Annotated in this window: 13 protein-coding genes; 5 read left to right on the forward strand and 8 right to left on the reverse strand. The window is 65.1% G+C overall.

What is annotated here, in order from left to right; all coding sequences use genetic code 11:
* On the forward strand, nt 1-202 hold a 202-nt coding region (locus A9X01_RS14630), incomplete at its 5' end, for a TauD/TfdA dioxygenase family protein (protein ID WP_172832518.1).
* Between the two features lie 2 nt (nt 203-204).
* Here A9X01_RS14630 and A9X01_RS14635 read toward each other — a convergent pair.
* A complete protein-coding gene (locus A9X01_RS14635; RefSeq protein WP_065121466.1) occupies nt 205-690 on the reverse strand; it encodes an SRPBCC family protein in 486 nt (161 codons plus the stop codon).
* A gap of 3 nt (nt 691-693) precedes the next feature.
* Nucleotides 694-1,035 (reverse strand): ArsR/SmtB family transcription factor, encoded by a 342-nt coding sequence (locus A9X01_RS14640; protein ID WP_065121474.1) that lies wholly within the window; start codon nt 1,033-1,035, stop codon nt 694-696.
* Between the two features lie 129 nt (nt 1,036-1,164).
* On the opposite strand from A9X01_RS14640, the gene A9X01_RS14645 reads away from it, so the two are divergent.
* The 3 genes from A9X01_RS14645 (at nt 1,165) to A9X01_RS14655 (ending at nt 3,831) form a co-directional block, all read left to right on the forward strand.
* Nucleotides 1,165-1,482, forward strand: coding sequence for a hypothetical protein (locus A9X01_RS14645; RefSeq protein ID WP_065121467.1), 318 nt, complete (start codon nt 1,165-1,167; stop codon nt 1,480-1,482).
* A 13-nt stretch (nt 1,483-1,495) separates the two neighbouring features.
* Nucleotides 1,496-3,205, forward strand: coding sequence for an alpha/beta hydrolase (locus tag A9X01_RS14650; protein WP_065121468.1), 1,710 nt, complete (start codon nt 1,496-1,498; stop codon nt 3,203-3,205).
* A gap of 134 nt (nt 3,206-3,339) precedes the next feature.
* On the forward strand, nt 3,340-3,831 hold the full coding sequence (locus tag A9X01_RS14655; protein WP_253849133.1) for a hypothetical protein: 492 nt from the start codon (nt 3,340-3,342) through the stop codon (nt 3,829-3,831).
* 8 nt (nt 3,832-3,839) lie between these two features.
* On the opposite strand, the gene A9X01_RS14660 is transcribed toward A9X01_RS14655, so the two are convergent.
* Together A9X01_RS14660 and A9X01_RS14665 are read right to left on the reverse strand one after the other, a co-directional pair.
* Nucleotides 3,840-4,625 (reverse strand): ESX secretion-associated protein EspG, encoded by a 786-nt coding sequence (locus tag A9X01_RS14660; protein WP_065121470.1) that lies wholly within the window; start codon nt 4,623-4,625, stop codon nt 3,840-3,842.
* A 17-nt stretch (nt 4,626-4,642) separates the two neighbouring features.
* The gene (locus A9X01_RS14665; RefSeq protein ID WP_065121471.1) at nt 4,643-5,458 is read right to left on the reverse strand and encodes an SDR family NAD(P)-dependent oxidoreductase; all 816 of its coding nucleotides are present in this window, start codon (nt 5,456-5,458) and stop codon (nt 4,643-4,645) included.
* A 140-nt stretch (nt 5,459-5,598) separates the two neighbouring features.
* On the opposite strand from A9X01_RS14665, the gene A9X01_RS14670 reads away from it, so the two are divergent.
* Nucleotides 5,599-6,627: a fused (3R)-hydroxyacyl-ACP dehydratase subunits HadA/HadB gene (locus A9X01_RS14670; protein ID WP_065121472.1), complete on the forward strand. Its 1,029-nt coding sequence runs from the start codon at nt 5,599-5,601 to the stop codon at nt 6,625-6,627.
* 20 nt (nt 6,628-6,647) lie between these two features.
* Here A9X01_RS14670 and A9X01_RS14675 read toward each other — a convergent pair whose 3' ends face one another.
* The 4 genes from A9X01_RS14675 to A9X01_RS14690 all read right to left on the reverse strand — a co-directional run.
* The gene (locus A9X01_RS14675) at nt 6,648-7,505 is read right to left on the reverse strand and encodes an ABC transporter permease (RefSeq protein WP_172832519.1); all 858 of its coding nucleotides are present in this window, start codon (nt 7,503-7,505) and stop codon (nt 6,648-6,650) included.
* Nucleotides 7,505-8,353, reverse strand: coding sequence for an ABC transporter ATP-binding protein (locus tag A9X01_RS14680; protein ID WP_155772097.1), 849 nt, complete (start codon nt 8,351-8,353; stop codon nt 7,505-7,507). Before A9X01_RS14680 ends, A9X01_RS14675 begins: the two co-directional genes overlap by 1 nt.
* Nucleotides 8,350-13,875, reverse strand: coding sequence for a type I polyketide synthase (locus tag A9X01_RS14685; RefSeq protein ID WP_366663642.1), 5,526 nt, complete (start codon nt 13,873-13,875; stop codon nt 8,350-8,352). Before A9X01_RS14685 ends, A9X01_RS14680 begins: the two co-directional genes overlap by 4 nt.
* Nucleotides 13,876-14,013: 138 nt before the next feature.
* Nucleotides 14,014-15,508, reverse strand: a 1,495-nt coding sequence (locus A9X01_RS14690; RefSeq protein ID WP_065121473.1) for an NAD(P)/FAD-dependent oxidoreductase, incomplete at its 5' end; no start/stop codon positions are given.

Below are 15,508 nucleotides of genomic sequence, written 5' to 3' on the forward strand. Positions count from 1 at the left end.
ACTCGGCGACGTCGCGATGTGGGACAACCGCGCCACCCAGCACTACGCCGTCTCGGACTTCGGCGACCAACCGCGCCGAGTGCACCGAATCACGCTGGCCGGCGACATCCCGGTGAACGTGCGCGGGGAACGCAGCCGCGCAATCCAGGGCGACGCCAGCGATTACTCGGTGATCGACGACCCGAAACCGCTTGTGGCGTAAGGTCAGGCGGCGAGCAGGTCGTCGATCTGGTTGATCGCCGACGTCGCTCCTTCGATCACTCCCATGTCCAGTACCTGCTGGAGCGCCTCGGCGGAGGCAAACGTGCTGACGAAGGTCGCGCGAGTCCCGCCGTCGTGCTCGGCAAAGGTGTAAACGTTCGTCGAGACCGGCAAATCCGGGTTGGGGTTGAAGTCCTCATCGGCGAAGCCGTCGTCGAAAGAGAAGCTCCTCGGCTCGTCGACGGCGGTGATCTTCCAGTACCCGGCGTACTTCTCCCCCTCCGGACCGGTCATGAAATACGTCATGCGGCCACCGGGCCGCAGGTCGTGGTCGACCACGGTCGCCGGATGAGACGGTGGTCCCCAGACCTTCTCCAACTGACGCGGGTCGGCGTAGACCTGCCAGATGCGGCGCACCGGCGCGGCGAAGTCGGCGATGATGGTCAAGGTCAGATTCTCTAGGTCGTGTTGGACGTCGGTCACGGGCATGGTTCAGTCCTCCCTGGTTGCATCGGCTGCAATGAGTTCGTCGATGCGCGCAACCCGATCACGCCAAAGGTGTTCCAGCTCAGTGAGCATGGACGCCACCGACCGCACCGCCGCCACGTCACCGCTGGCCAACTGCTCGCGACCCTTGCGACGCTTGGTCAGCAGGCCGGCCCTTTCCAGGACCGTGACGTGCTTCTGTACCGCAGCGAAACTCATCTCGTAATTCATCGCGAGCGCGGAAACCGAATGCTCTCCGGTCAGCACCCGGCGCATGATGTCGCGCCGGGTCCGGTCGGCAAGCGCCTGGAACAAGGCGTCCGCCCGGCCCTCGGCATCCACAGTCACCACCTCAACATACAACCAACTGGTTGTACGTTGTCAAGCCCGCACGGTCGGCCTCGAATCGGCGCGCTAATTTCGCCGAACCCGCTGTTAGGGTTCGTTAAGTCCTGGAAACCGAGGGGGGTTGAGCGGATGACCACGCAGTTGGAGCTCGAACTGCAGGCGCTGGGACGATTACGCCCCGAGTTGCAGACGCTGGGTGAGGTGCTGCGGATGGTCGCCCATCGTCCATCCGCCGGTGCTGTCCCGGATGCCGCCGTCGACTCGCCCTCGCTGGTTGCGGCGCGCGCGGTGAGTTATGAAACGATTCCGGATTTGCAGACCGTGGTTGCCGACAGATTCACCACGGTGGGGGATCTGATTGAGCAGGCCCGCAACGCATTTGCGCGCACCGAGGGCGATCTGATGGCGGTGATCGAGAGCGCAGGCACCTTGGCGCCCGGGAGCTGAGGAGACACCTCAGATGGTCACGCGCAGGCAGATCGACGCCGCCAATCCGCAGGGCGTGCTGGGGATGGTGGATGCCTGGAAGAAGTCGGCGAAAGACATGGCCGGCCACGCCGACTCGTACCGGCAGTTGGTCACGTTTCCGGGCGGCCAGCCATGGTCGGGTGCCACCAGAGACGCGGCCGTCACCATGGCCGAGAAGGATTACGCGGCGATCGACCGGCTGCGCGACGCCATCGACGCGATGGGTGACCGAGCCGCAAACGACATCCACAGCTCGGTGATCCCCAGGCTCAACGAGGTGCGCTCCAAGATCGCCGATGCCGAGGCCAACGGGTTTCGCGTCAACGACGACCTGTCGGTCACCGACACCAGGAAACAGGCAAACGGCGCACCGGATCCCAAACGTACCCAGGACCGCGACAATTTTGAGAGGGACATCAGGGTCGCCGCGAACAGATGGTGGGAGTCCGATTCGGCGGTGGCGCGGCAGCTGGACAGCGACCGAAAGGGGTTGGCGGCCAACCTCAATCCGGTTGCCGCGGGACATCCTCCGCACGATGGGCGGCCGCACATCCAGGACGCGCTGTCCAAGCCGCTACCGGAGGATCCGAAAGCATTCCACGACCTGTGGCAACAGCTGACCCCGGAGGAGAAGGACTGGCTCTACAGTCAAGACCACAACATCGGCAACCACCCCGGGATGCCGTGGGATCCCGAAGATCACCTGGGTAGGGACCACTACAACCGCCAGCACCTCGCGGAGCTCGAACAGCACACTGCGGCAGATGTCGATCGCCTACAGAAGCAGGTGAATACGCTTGCCGCCCAACAGTATATGGGCGACCACACCGGCTCGACAGCTGACCAGCTGGCGGTGCTGGCGCCGCAACTACTCACCGCCCGGCACAACCTCGACGGCTACCGAGCGGTGCAGAGCACGTTAGGCAGTACCGATGGGCCGAAGCGCTATCTCGGCATCATCGACGAGAACGGGCATGCCGCGGTGGCGATCGGCAACCCGGACACGGCCTCCCGCAACGCCATCCTGGTACCCGGAACCGGACAGGATATGGCGACCTTCAACGGCAGTGACAGGAAGTCGCTTGCTATGTACAACGCCGCGCTGCAGTCGACCACCAGCCTTGGCCCCGGCGACGTGGCAGTGACGACCTGGATGGGCTACGACCGGCCGATGGACCTCACCGAGGCGGCCTGGCCCGATCCGGCCCGCGCCGGCGCAGGCGCCCTGGAATCATTCCAAAGCGGGCAGCGCGCGTCCCACGTCGGCGCACCGTCGATCGACACCGTGGTCGGACACAGTTACGGCTCAACGCAAGTCGGTGCGGCCGCATCCGGCGGGCATCACCTGGATGCCAACAACGTGATCGCCGTGGGCAGCCCGGGAATGCTGGTCGACCACGCCAGCGACCTGAGCCTGGACCCGGGAGCGAAGGTGTTCGCCATCCGGGCGTGGAACGACCCGATCGACCTGGTCACCGGATTGACCCTGGGCCCCGATCCCAAGGGATCCGATTTCGGAGCAACCGCGCTCTTGGCGGATCCCGGGCCCGGTTTCGGCCCGTTCGGACTTCTCCCCAATGTCGAGGCGCACAGCAGTTATTGGAACGCCGGAAATCCTGCGCTGGCCAACATGGGCGCCGTCATCGCCGGGGTGCCACCGCCGCAGGTGATCGGCCCCAACGGAGTGGAGCCGGGACGATGAGCCGAAACCGGGGAATCACAACGAAACTCGGCGCCAGCGCAACCGCCGTGGCGTTGCTTGTGGGCGGATGTGGGCACGACGCCCCACTGGGCCCGCCAACACCGTCCGGAGCTACCCCCCTGGGAGGACCACCGATGACATCCACGCCCCCACCGCCGCCGGGCTGGAAGCTGCAGCCTGTCGTCCCGGTCAGTCAGCAGCAGGCGCAGGACACGGTAATCGGTTACCTGCGACGGACTTTGCGAGAGCTTCCCCCCGGAACCACCCTGGATGCGACCCGCTACAGCGGCGGCACGAACACTGTCCCCTGCAAGGACGACACCACCGGTAACCCGCCCGAGGAATTCACCACGATTGGGGACCTGAAGCCGCCCCCCGGCACCCCCACCGACTCCCTCGTTGCCAGCGCCGGCGACATCTGGAGACGCTGGGGCTGGCACGTCTACGAACGAGACGGCTTCTACAAGCCCAACCGGTTCGGCTACGCCCCCGACGGGTACAGCCTGCAGATCGAAGCCAGGGCGCGGCCCGGTGAACCGCCGAGCCTCAAGGCGACGTCCCCGTGCTTCCCGGCCGAGATACCTCGCGACCGGACCCCTTTCCCGGCCATTCTGACCGCGGAATAGGCCGCGGATCAACGGGTTCCGCGCCGCCGCGATTCCGCCAGGTCCGCCTCGATCAGTGCCTCGATCCGATTTCGCAATGTCTCATGAGTCGCAGGCACCGCGTGCTGGAAATCGGCGTCGTAGATGTAATCACCGTCGCCATCGAGTTGTACCCAGACCAGGAAGTCCTTCGCCCAGTCGACACCCCACGCGCGGGCGGGTTCGCAGCGTGACTGAACGGTGGCGAGCGCCAGGACATCCGCGTCTCGTACCGTGGCCGCTTGTTCCAGCGCGGGACGGTCCGCCCGAACGATGACGTCGTAGTCGTCTTCATCGTCGAGATCGTCGAAGCCGCCGGACTCGGCTGCCGATTCGCGGAAGTAGTTGACGTATTTCGGGATAACGACGTGCGGGTGGGAACCGGGACCGCTGGGCCGCATCCCGTCCGCTATCGCCGCGGCGATGTCGGGAGGTGACAGTTCATAGACATCCACCAGGTTTTGGCCGGGCTGCTGTGCGGCCAGGAAGCCCAGCCCTGTGGAACGGCACGCCGACAATCGGGTGTCCGGGATGTCGTCGTCGCGGTACAGCACCCGGCACTCCACCCAAACGTCGGCGTTTGCCTGCGTCTCGATCCAGCCGCGAAAGACCCGCAAGTCACCGTCGTCAAAGCGGGCGGCAACCGACGACGGGGCCTCGGGTCCGGGCGAACCGCCTTCGCGCATCAGCGGATACGGCAGGAATTCAGCACCGCGAAGTTCGCACAGTGTATCCAGGTCGGCGAGGTCGATCGTGCCGACCAGCCGGCGGCTCACCCGATGCCCCCGCGGGCTCAGTGACCCTTGAATTCATCCATCGAGTTGTAGACGCCGACCCGACGAAGATAGATGTCACGCAACCGAATCGGCAGTATGGCGCTGAGCACCTTGTTCATCTTCGACGTCCACGGCATCACCACGAACGGCTGGCCTTTGAGCATCGCGGACCAGGTGGCTTCTACAACGTCCTCCTGCTCGAGCATCGGAGTGAACAGGATGCCTTTGGCGCCCTCGAACATGCCGGTGTTGATGTAGGTCGGGCAGACGGTGGTCACCTTGACGTGGTCATGGCCGGCTTGTTCGAGCTCCAGGCGCACGGAGTCGGAGAAACCGATCGCCGCCCACTTGGAAGCGGCATATGCGGCCATGCGAGGGATGGCGTTCAGACCGGCCGAGGATGCGATGTTGACGACGCGGCACGGTGTGTTCGATTCGACCATCGCCGGCAGGAACTCGCGCAGTACCAGCATGGGGCCGATGGAGTTGACCTCCATGGTGAGCAGGAAGTCCCGTGGTGGGTTCTCCCAGAAGTAGCCGTTGCCGCGCACGATGCCAGCGTTGTTGAACAGCACGTGAATCGTCCCGACGCTGGCGCGCGTCCGCTCGGCGGCCTCGGCCACCACCTCCTGTGAAGTGACATCAACGGTTTCGTAATGGACCGTGCCCCCCGCCGCTTCCAACTCGGCCGCGGTCTCCTTCAATGCGGCTTCGTTGGCATCCCAGAGGACCACCGCGGCGGCACCCTCCTTCACCGCCTGGGTGGCGAACAGCTTGCCGAGGCCCATGGCGGCTCCGGTGACTAGGACGTTGACTCCCTTGACGGACTGCATGGCTGTTCTCCTCTAGGCGTCTTCGGTGACGGGGTCTGATAGCTCTTATACCCGCTCCGGCACCCCGCGAGCGACCAGATGCCGCAATTGGAGAAACCCGTGCGCGTATCGTCCTGGTGCCCGGGGGTTACTGTGCTGGCATGACAGCAGCAACGCCGTCGGCGCTCGAATCGCGGGTCGGCCACCACTACCAAATGGACGGCACGTACCTGGTCGGCCGCGAAAAGGTTCGCGAGTACGCCCGTGCGGTGCAGGACTATCACCCCGCACATTGGGATGTCGCCGCGGCCGCCGAACTGGGTTATCCGGAACTGGTGGCGCCGCTGACGTTCACCTCGGTGCCCGGGATGGCATGCAATCGCCGAATGTTCGAATCGGTGGTTGTCGGATACGACACCTACGTGCAGACCGAGGAAGTCTTCGAGCAGCACCGCCCGATCGTCGCGGGTGACGAGTTGCACGTCGACGTCGAATTGACCTCGGTGCGCCGGATTGCCGGCCGCGACCTGATAACCGTGACAAACACCTTCACCGACATCGCCGGGGAGCGGGTGCACACCCTGCACACCACGGTCGTCGGCGTCACCGCGGAGGACGTGGACCCGGCGATCAAGTCCGCGGTGCAGAACGCGATGATGCATGACTTCAACATCATCGAAATCAGCGAGTCCGAGGCCAGCTACCAGAAGACGGTGCGTCCCGAGGGACAGGTGCAGATCTCCGGGGGAAGCGGGACTCGCACCCCGGGCACGCGGCCCTTCGAAGACGTCCAGGTGGGCGACGAGCTGCCGGTGCACCACGCTCGCTTGTCCCGCGGCGACCTGGTGAACTATGCGGGAGTGGCCGGTGACGCCAACCCGATCCACTGGGACGAGAACCTGGCCAAACTGGCCGGGCTGCCGGACGTGATCGCCCACGGCATGCTGACGATGGGATTGGGCGCCGGATTCGTCTCCGCCTGGTCGGGGGACCCGGGCGCGGTGACCCGTTACGCGGTCCGCTTGTCGGCTCCCGCGATCGTGTCGGCCGCCGAGGGCGCCGACATCGAGTTCAGCGGCCGGATCAAATCGCTGGACCCAGACGCCCGCACCGGCGTCATCGTGGTCGGCGCGAAATCGGCAGGAAAGAAGATCTTCGGCCTGGCAACCGTTGACATCCGGTTCAGCTGAGCCCGGTAGGCGCCGTCAGCTCAGTTGGTGTCCGACCAGCGGAAGACGGCGAGGCAGCCGATCAAGCCACCGATGCTCCAGGCCGCGAGCACCAGGAAGATTCGCCAGTGCTCCCAGCTGCCGGCCGGCTCGAACATCACCATTTCCGGCGGCAACAGCACCGACCTGAACCCCTGTGCCATCCACTTGACGGGAAACACCGAGCCAACCATCAACATCCACGCCGGTAACGCCATCAGCGGCACGTAGGTCCCGGACAGGAATTGCAGGGCCACCGCCGGCCCATTCGTGATGACCGCGGCCGAGACGGCGTTGCTGGCCAGGTTGCTGATGAAAATGCCCAGCAGTGCGCAGCTGACGATGCCCAACAGCGATACCCACGCGAGGGTGAACCAGCCGAACACGTCGGATGGGAGGCGCAGCTTGAACACCAAGACGCCGACCAGCAGCAGAATGACCGCCTCGGCGAAAGTGACGATGGCGACCAGCATGATCTTGCCGATGAAATAGGACGACGCCGTCGTCGGGGTGCCACGCAGCCGTCGCAGTGCGCCGGTGTCTCGGTCGGCGGCGATGCTGATGCCCAGGTTGATGAACGACGTGGACAGGATGCCGTAGGCGAGCATGCTCGCGGCGATCACCGCACCGGTGCTGGTGTCGCTGTTGGGCAACTTCGTCGAGAAGATCGAACCCAGCAGCACACAGATCACCGCGGGCATCGAGAACGTCAGCGCCACCTGTTCCGGTCGGCGGTAGAACATCTTCAATTCCGGGATGACGCGGGACAATCCGATGCGCAGCGGTGAGGGCAGCTGGGCCGGCGGCGTTGCCGCGCGGTGACGCGGCGCCAGGTCCGGGGCGGCGCGGTCCACGGCCATCACGTCATTCCGATCAGACGCAGATAGGCGTCCTCGAGCGTCGGTCGGCTGATCGTCAACTGAGCCAGCTCGCGTCCATCGGCGCTGCGCCGCCGGATCAACTCGGTCGGGAAATCGGTCTGTTCCTCGTGAATTTCGTCGCCCTCGATCCATCGGACCGTCGCGGCAGAACTCACGTATCCGGTCAATTGCAGCGGTGAATCAACGGCAACCACCCGCCCGGCGGCGATCACCGCGACCCGGTCTGCCAGAGCCGCGGCTTCCTCGAGGTAGTGAGTGGTGAGCAGGATGGTCGTGCCGTCGGACGCCAAAAGCCGGATCAATTCCCAGAATTGACGTCTGGCCTCCGGGTCGAACCCGGTCGTGGGTTCGTCCAGGAACAACAGTTCGGGCATGCCGATGATGCCCAACGCGACATCGAGCCGACGCCGTTGCCCGCCGGACAGGGCCCGCACCCGCGTGGCCCCGAGCGCCTCGAGTCCGACGAGCTCCAAGACTTCCTCGGGGTCCCGGGCGGTGCCGTAACAACTGGTGAACATTCGCACGGTCTCGCCCACCGTGAGCATCCCAGCGTCGCTGACCTCTTGTAGCACAATGCCGATCCTGGCCCGCCAACCCCGGCCCGCGGTCCCGGGATCTTCGCCCAGAACTCGCACCTCCCCGGCATCGCGAGTCCGGTTGCCCTCCAATATCTCGATCGTCGTGGACTTACCGGCACCGTTGGGACCCAGGATCGCAAAGATCTCGCCGTAGCCGACATCGAGATCCAATTCCTGCACCGCGGGTCGCTTGCCGTACGCCTTGGACAGGCCTCGCACATGGATCGCGGGTGCCGAGCCGTTGGTCACGATGCGGCGCCACCTTCGAGTTCGGCGAGCAGTTCGCGGAGGTCTGCTTCCGACAGGTCGTCGATCAATCGCTCGACGTCGTTCTCTGGTGCGGCGGGTTGCGCCACGGGTGCGGTGGGTGCGGGCTCCTCGCTGTGGATCGCTTCGAGTTCGTTGAGCACTCGCACGGAAAGCGAGTCGACGCTGACGCCCTTCAGAATTTCCAGCACCGGCAGGTCGATCGAGAACGCCGTGTTGATCCGGACCCGGAAGTCCATGGCCATCATCGAATCCAGACCGATGTCGTCCAGCATCGCATCGGAGGCGAAATCGTCGACCGAACAGTCGAATACGGCCGCGACCAGCCGCTCGACGTGCTCCTTGACCACGGCGAGACGCTCCGATTCGGGCGTGCCCGCGAGCACGCTGAGTATCGATGCATCGGAATCGACGGCCGCATCGGCGATCGCGGCGTCGAGTGCGGCGAACATCGCCGGCAAATGTCCGCCCAGGAGTTGGCGGGCCCGGCCCCAGTCCGCGTTGATGGCAACGACATTGGGTGTCCGTTGGTTGATCAGCCGGTCGAGGATCCGAGCTCCCGCCGCGGGTGTGATCAGCTCGATACCGCGCATCGCGTACACGTTTTCCAGGTTGAGTTCCTCGACCATTCCCACCGACCACGGCCCCCACCCGATGGTGAGCGCCGGCAGCCCCTGCGCCTGTCGGTAATAGGCGAATGCGTCGAGGAAGGCGTTGCCGGCGGCGTAGTTGCCCTGGCCGGGTGCGGCGATCACCGATCCCGCGGATCCGAACATGACAAAGAATTCCAGGTCGTGGTCCGCGAACGCCTCGTGCAGGTTGCGCGTACCAGTGACCTTGGGAGCCAGCACCTTTACGAAGTCTTCCTCGGTCACGTTCACCAGCAGCTGATCGTGCACCGATCCGGCCGCGTGGATGACGCCGCGAACCGGGCGGCCCCCGTCGCGGACGTGCTGGGCTAACCACCCACGCACCTGATCGATGTCGGTGACGTCGACACTCGGCGTGCTCACGTGCGCGCCAAGCCGCTCGATGGCCCGGACCGTGTCCACCGCCGCGTAGTGCGGACCGTCTTCGGTCATCGACGCCCAATGTTCGCGGGACGGTAGGGCCGTTCTGCTCAGTAAGGCGATGTGTCGCGCCCCGCGTTCGGCCAGGTACGTGGCGACGGCGCGGCCCAGCGCGCCGGTTCCGCCGGTGACGACGTAGGTCGCGTCAGGACTGAGCTTGGTGGGGAACGGTCGGGTCAGGTTGATGCTGGGGCGCAGCCGCGGGACCAGGACGGCCTCGCCGCGGATCGCGATTTGATCCTCGTGGTGGCTGTTGAGAAGGTGCCGGCAGACCCGCGCCGCGGTCTGGTCGAGATCGTCGGCGTCGTCTACATCGATCAGTCCACCCCACCGCTCGACGAACTCCTGGTGGCCGATGACACGGCCCAAGCCCCAGATCGCAGCCTGGTTCACGGCCAACGGTTCGGTACCGAGTGCCGGTTGAGCGTTGGCGGTGACCAGGTACAAGCGGGACGCGACGGTGTCGTGGGCGGCCAGGGCTTTGGCGATGTGCAGGACCGTCAGGACACCCAGCGGGTAGGTCTCTTCGTCGTCGACATCCGTCCCGAGGTCCAGCGGCCAGCAGTTGACGACACCTGTGGCCTCGCACCCCCCAGCGAAGTGCGAATCGAAGACTGCCCGTAATTGCTCGGGCCGGCCCGGGTTGATCGCGTATCCGCTGCCAAGTTCGGTGATTTCGTCGACGGCTTGGTGCGTGACGGTGCGCACGGGGTGGCCATCGCGTTGCAGTTGCTGCGCGATTCGGGCGCCGACTCCGCCGTGATCGACGAAGACCAACCAGGACGACGGGGTGCCCGCATCCGACTGGCGGTCGGTGGGCTCCGGCAGCGGTTCCCACTGCAGCTCGTAGAGCCCCCTATCGATGCTCTCCCGCGACAGTCGGGATGATGCGCTCAGCGATCGGACCGTGAAGCCTTCGAACACGGCTAACGGTTCCCCACCGAGGTCGCAAATGGTGATGTCGCTTTCGATCTCGTCCGCAGTTGCCGACTTGACACGCAGGCGCACGGTCATATCGCCCTTGGGTGAGCCGTAGATGGAGCTTCGCCGGATGAGTGCCGGTAGGTACGGGCCGTCGCCACTACTGTGTCCGAGAAGCGGTGCGGCAAACAGGGTTTGAAAGGCTCCATCGACCAGCGCCGGATGAAAGCCGTAGTCGTCGAGTTCGGCCGCGATCGGCGCCGGGATGCTGATATCGGCGACGACCCAGTCTTCCCCGGCGGTGACTGCATTGACGGTTTGGAACGAGTCGCCGTAGTCGAATCCGATGGCGCGAGTGCGGGCATAGAACTCTGCGCCGTCGATCGAGGTCACTGGTTGCGCGCCGTACTGAACGCTGCTGCGCCCAGGAATCCTCGGCCGCATGGCGAGTTCGGCGGTCGCCGCAATGGTCCACCTGAGCTCGCCGTCGCTCGTCGCGGTGAAAGCGGCGAACTCCAGGGCACCGGTGTCTTCGTGCAGCGTGGTTCGCAGGACGGGATCGCACGCCTCATCGAGGATGACGGCGCGGTGCAGTACCAGATTGTCCACACCGAGGTCTGAGCCGTAGGTCGCTTTCGCTGCGGCCGAGGCCATTTCAACATAGGCCGCAGCTGGAAGCACGACGCTGCCCTGTACCCGGTGATCGTCGAGGAACGGGATCAATGCGGTACTCAGCTCGACTTCCCAGGTGGGGTGCACCGCGCTGACCGGTTGGCCGAGCAACGGGTGCACCGGCCGGTAGTAAAGGGCTTCAGCCGCTTCCGGAGTTTCGTTCCAGAAGCGCTTGGACTGCCAGGGGTAGGCGGGAAGTTTCAGCAACCGAGCGCGCGGATATAAGGCGTCCCACGCTAATTCGTGGCCGTTGCTGTGCAGTACACCAACGCAATTCAGGAACGTGCGCAGGTCGTCGTCATTGCGCCGCTGCGCGGCGAGGACCAGCGGTTGCTCGGTTCCGGCGATCTCGAAGATGGATGACGCCAGTGCGGGATGCGGGCCGAGCTCGACGAAATGGGTGTATCCGTCTTCAAGCATCCGCCGGATCGCGGGCTCGAAAAGGACTGTGGCGCGAGTGTTCTGCCACCAGTAGGCGGCACCGGCAGCGTATCGGTCCAGGCGGTCGCCGGTGACCGTGGAGTACAGCGGGACGGCAGCCGGACGGGACGACAGTCCTTCAAAGGCGGTATGCAGCTCCTCTTTGATCGCCTCCATGTAGTGGGTGTGGTAGGGCACCTTGCCGTTGAGATACCGGTTGAACACCTCCGCGTCGTCCATCCGCCGCGCGATGTCGTCGAGAACCTCTGCGTCACCGGCGATCGTCACCGCCGACGGGCTGTTGATCGCGGCGATGGATACTCGGTGTCCGAACTCATCCCGCGTCTTCTCGTCGAGTGCCTGCATGAGCGACTCGGCGTCGAGGCCGACGGCGAGCATGCGGCCCAGCCCGCGGGTTCGCTGCTGCAATCGACTCCGGTGATAGATCACGTGGACCGCTTGCTCGAAACTGAGCAGCCCGGCGAGATAGTGCGCCGCGACTTCGCCGGCGCTGTGGCCTACTACCGCATCGGGGTGGATCCCGAACTGTCCCAGTTGTTCGGCCAGCGCGACCTGGATCGCGAAGTTCGCGGGTTGGGCGACGTCGGTTTCACCCATCCGCGAACTGGTCTCTTCACGGCGTAGTTCCTCGAGCAGGGACCAGTCCGTGTACCGGGAAAGCTCGCGATCGGTTCGCATGATGCTTTCGGTGAAAGTCGGTAGCACGTCGAGTAATCCGCGGCACATCCGCCACCACTGCGGGCCCATCCCGGTGCAGACGAACGCCAGCTTTGGAGCTGTCGAGGAGGCCCGCCCCGAGGCGATCTGTCCGCCTTCGGCGAGGGCTTGAAGCTGGTCCCGCGCATCGGTGATACTGCCCGCGATCAGGGTGTGGCGATGACTGAGGTGGGCGCGCCGCTGCGACAGCGTATAGCCCAGATCCCGCAACGTGACCTCGGGGTGTGCCTCGAGGTGCGCCGCCAGCCGGCCAGCCGCCTCGATCAATGCTTCGTCGCTGCGCGCCGAGATCGGCAGCACCGACAGCGCGGCCGCGTCGTCGGTAGCCGCGGGCGAGACGGATGACTCGACAGCGGGTTCGGCCAGGACCACATGCGCGTTGGTGCCGCCGAATCCGAATGAGTTGACCCCGGCGATGCGCCGCTCGGCGTCGGGGAACCGGCGACCCGTCCGTGGGATGTCGATGTTGAGATCCGTGAGGCTCAGTTGACTGCTGGGGTTTTTCAGGTGCAGGTGCGGTGGGACGTAGCCGTGCTTGAGCACCAGGGCGGTCTTGATCAGACCCGCTACTCCGGCGCCCGCCTCGAGGTGGCCGATGTTGGTCTTGACCGACCCGACCAACAACGGCTTGGTCGGCGGTCGGCCCGAAGTCAGCGCGGTAGCCAGGGCACGTATCTCCACGGGGTCACCGACGGGCGTTCCGGTGCCGTGTGCCTCAACGTACCCGACCTCGCCGGGTTGGACGCCGGCGTTTCGCAGTGCTGAAATAATCGCTGCCTGTTGCGATTCCGCGCGCGGCACGGTGATGCCGTCGGTGCGTCCGTCTTGGGATACGGCCGTGCCGAGGATCTGGGCGTAGATCTCGTCGCCGTCGCGCAGCGCCTGTTCGAGGGGTTTGATGACGACGACCGCGCCACCCTCCCCCCGGGCGTAGCCGTCGGCGGACTCGTCAAAGGCCTTGCAGCGTCCGTCCGGGCTGAGGAACCCGCTCTTGGACTCCGCGATCGTGGTGTTGGGCCCAATCATGATGTTGACGCCGCCGGCGAGGGCGAGGTCGCTTTCGCCGTTCCAGATGCTCTGCGCCGCGAGATGCACCGCAACGAGCGAACTCGAGCACGCGGTGTCGATCGTCATGCTTGGTCCGCGGAAGTCGAAGGCGAACGAAATCCGGTTCGCCAGCATCGTCATCATCATTCCGGCGGCGGAATGCGCCTTGAACCGGTAGCGACTGGTGTGCCCCTGGTTCTGCAGGAGTTGGTAGTCGAGGGTGAAACCGCCGATGAACACCCCGACGTCGGTGCCGGCAAGACCGTCCGGCGGAATCCCGCCGTCTTCTAACGCCTCCCACGTAACCAGCAGCAGGAGGCGTTGCTGTGGATCCATCGAGTGCGCTTCGCGCGGAGAGATCCCGAAGAATTGGGGGTCGAATTGATCGATCTCGCTGAGAAACCCGCCGCGGCGGGTCACCATTTTTCCGACTTTCCCTGGCTTCGGGTCGTGGAATCTCGCGGCATTCCACCGTGTTTCGGGGACCTCGCAGGTTGCGTCCGTTGCACCACCCAGCAAGCTCCAATAGCCGTCCGGGGAATTGGCGCCGCCCGGTAGGCGGCATCCGATTCCCACGATCGCCAATGGTGGGTGGCTGGGGCGGTCAGCGCGCATCTTCATGCTTTTCCCGCACATCCTGCTGCGAAAACAAGTCGTGTCGCGCGGCCATCAAGTACCCTCCCCGTCGTAGTCGGCTTCGCCGCCGTGCGTGGCACGGCCCAAGGTAATTCGTTGCCGCAACGCCGATGGATGGGTCGAATTTTCTCCTGCCACTTAACTTGGTCGTAGCTCAGGGACCGCGGTGAGGATCCAGTCCCCGCTGAGCGGATTGGTGGGCTGCTCGTCCCGATAAACCGATCGCAACTCCCGCAACAGCGGATCCCGCTGCCATGCCTGGACTTGCCGCACGACGGCGTCATCCCAGAACATATGGGATTTGTCCGCTAAAACGGTCTCGACCAACTGACCTGCCAGATGACGGAGCATTCGGGCGTTTGCGTCGAACCGCTCGGCGAAGTTCGGCGCGAGCCCCATCATGGCTTCGTGCAGGGCGACCATGAAGTTCAGCGGTGAGTACAGGTCGACGAATCCGACCGGGGAATCTTTGCTCTCCACCTCGGCCCACTCGCGGAAGAACCGCTGTACCCGGTTGCTGAGTTCGATGAGCCCATCGAGGTGCGGCACGACCGCGGGATCGTCCGCCACCGTCACGAATTTTCCGTTCCGGTACAGCAGCCCGATGAACCCCCAATAGAAGGCGATGTCCCAAATGACCTTGGCCGACATCACTTTCGGGGTGCCCATGAGCGGGTACTGGTCCTGATACACCGCGATCCACATCTGGGTGAGGGAACGGAACAGAGAATCGCTGATCCCGGCTCGCGCTACCACGTCCTCGCCGCCGAGATCGCGGACGATCATGTCGGTGATGAGGCCGTTGCCGATCGCGACGAGGTCGAGTCCCGAGGAATACAGCGGGTCCAGGAAGACCCCCGCATCGCCGGTGAGGCACCACCTCTCGCGACCGTCGAACACCTTGTCGGCGGTGTGGCTGTAGTGCTTCATCACGCGGAAATCCCGGATCAGATCGTCGTGCCTGGCCAGCTCGTCCGCGCACTGGGGTTCGTGTTCGCGTAGCCATGCCTTGGCCTTGGGCAGTGTGTTGAAGGTGTCGAACGGATGAATCGCGGGGTCTGCGACGATACCAACGCTGGTGGCGCCGGAGGCGAGCCGGATCAGCCATACCCAGTAACCGTCGCCCATCAGGTGGTTCGTGGACAGGGCGCGGTCGCCCTCGACCAGGCGGGTGTGCCACGCCGGGTCGGTGGTCCACTGGCCGACGTCGAGTTCGACGGCGACCCGTAGCCAAGCGGCGTTGCAGTGATGCTCGGTGGCGCGCCTCAGTTCGAGTTGCCGGGACAGGGCGCGGTTTCGCCCTGAGGCGTCCACCACCCAGCGAGCCGTGGTGCTGGTGGTCGAGTCGTCGTCTTGGAAGGTCACGGTGTGGGGCTTGCCGTTGCGGCCGAAGTCAACGGATCGAGCTCGGCCGCAGACGATTTCGACGCCGTCGGACACGCATTGGCGGTGGAGTTCGTTTTCCAGCCTGCCGCGGTCGATTTGATAAGTCACCTGGGGTACGAAGCTGGAACTGCCCAATTCCATCCGTCGGGCGATGTCGGTGTTGCCGTCCTGGGAGAAGAACATCCGCAGCCCCATCTTGCGAAGCTGGGCGGTGCGCAGGTGCTCGTGCAGGCCGATTCGTTCGCGC

Origin of the sequence: Mycobacterium asiaticum, assembly GCF_001668675.1 — a bacterium.
Classification (GTDB): Bacteria; Actinomycetota; Actinomycetes; order Mycobacteriales; family Mycobacteriaceae; genus Mycobacterium; species Mycobacterium asiaticum_D.

Excerpts from the sequence above, each read along its gene's own strand:
- A9X01_RS14665 (WP_065121471.1), bottom strand. The coding sequence starts at position 5,458 with ATGCAGTCCGTCAAGGGAGTCAACGTCCTAGTCACCGGAGCCGCCATG.
- A9X01_RS14650 (WP_065121468.1), top strand. The coding sequence starts at position 1,496 with ATGGTCACGCGCAGGCAGATCGACGCCGCCAATCCGCAGGGCGTGCTG.
- A9X01_RS14685 (WP_366663642.1), bottom strand. The coding sequence starts at position 13,875 with ATGTGCGGGAAAAGCATGAAGATGCGCGCTGACCGCCCCAGCCACCCA.
- A9X01_RS14655 (WP_253849133.1), top strand. The coding sequence starts at position 3,340 with ATGACATCCACGCCCCCACCGCCGCCGGGCTGGAAGCTGCAGCCTGTC.
- A9X01_RS14670 (WP_065121472.1), top strand. The coding sequence starts at position 5,599 with ATGACAGCAGCAACGCCGTCGGCGCTCGAATCGCGGGTCGGCCACCAC.
- A9X01_RS14675 (WP_172832519.1), bottom strand. The coding sequence starts at position 7,505 with ATGGCCGTGGACCGCGCCGCCCCGGACCTGGCGCCGCGTCACCGCGCG.
- A9X01_RS14635 (WP_065121466.1), bottom strand. The coding sequence starts at position 690 with ATGCCCGTGACCGACGTCCAACACGACCTAGAGAATCTGACCTTGACC.
- A9X01_RS14645 (WP_065121467.1), top strand. The coding sequence starts at position 1,165 with ATGACCACGCAGTTGGAGCTCGAACTGCAGGCGCTGGGACGATTACGC.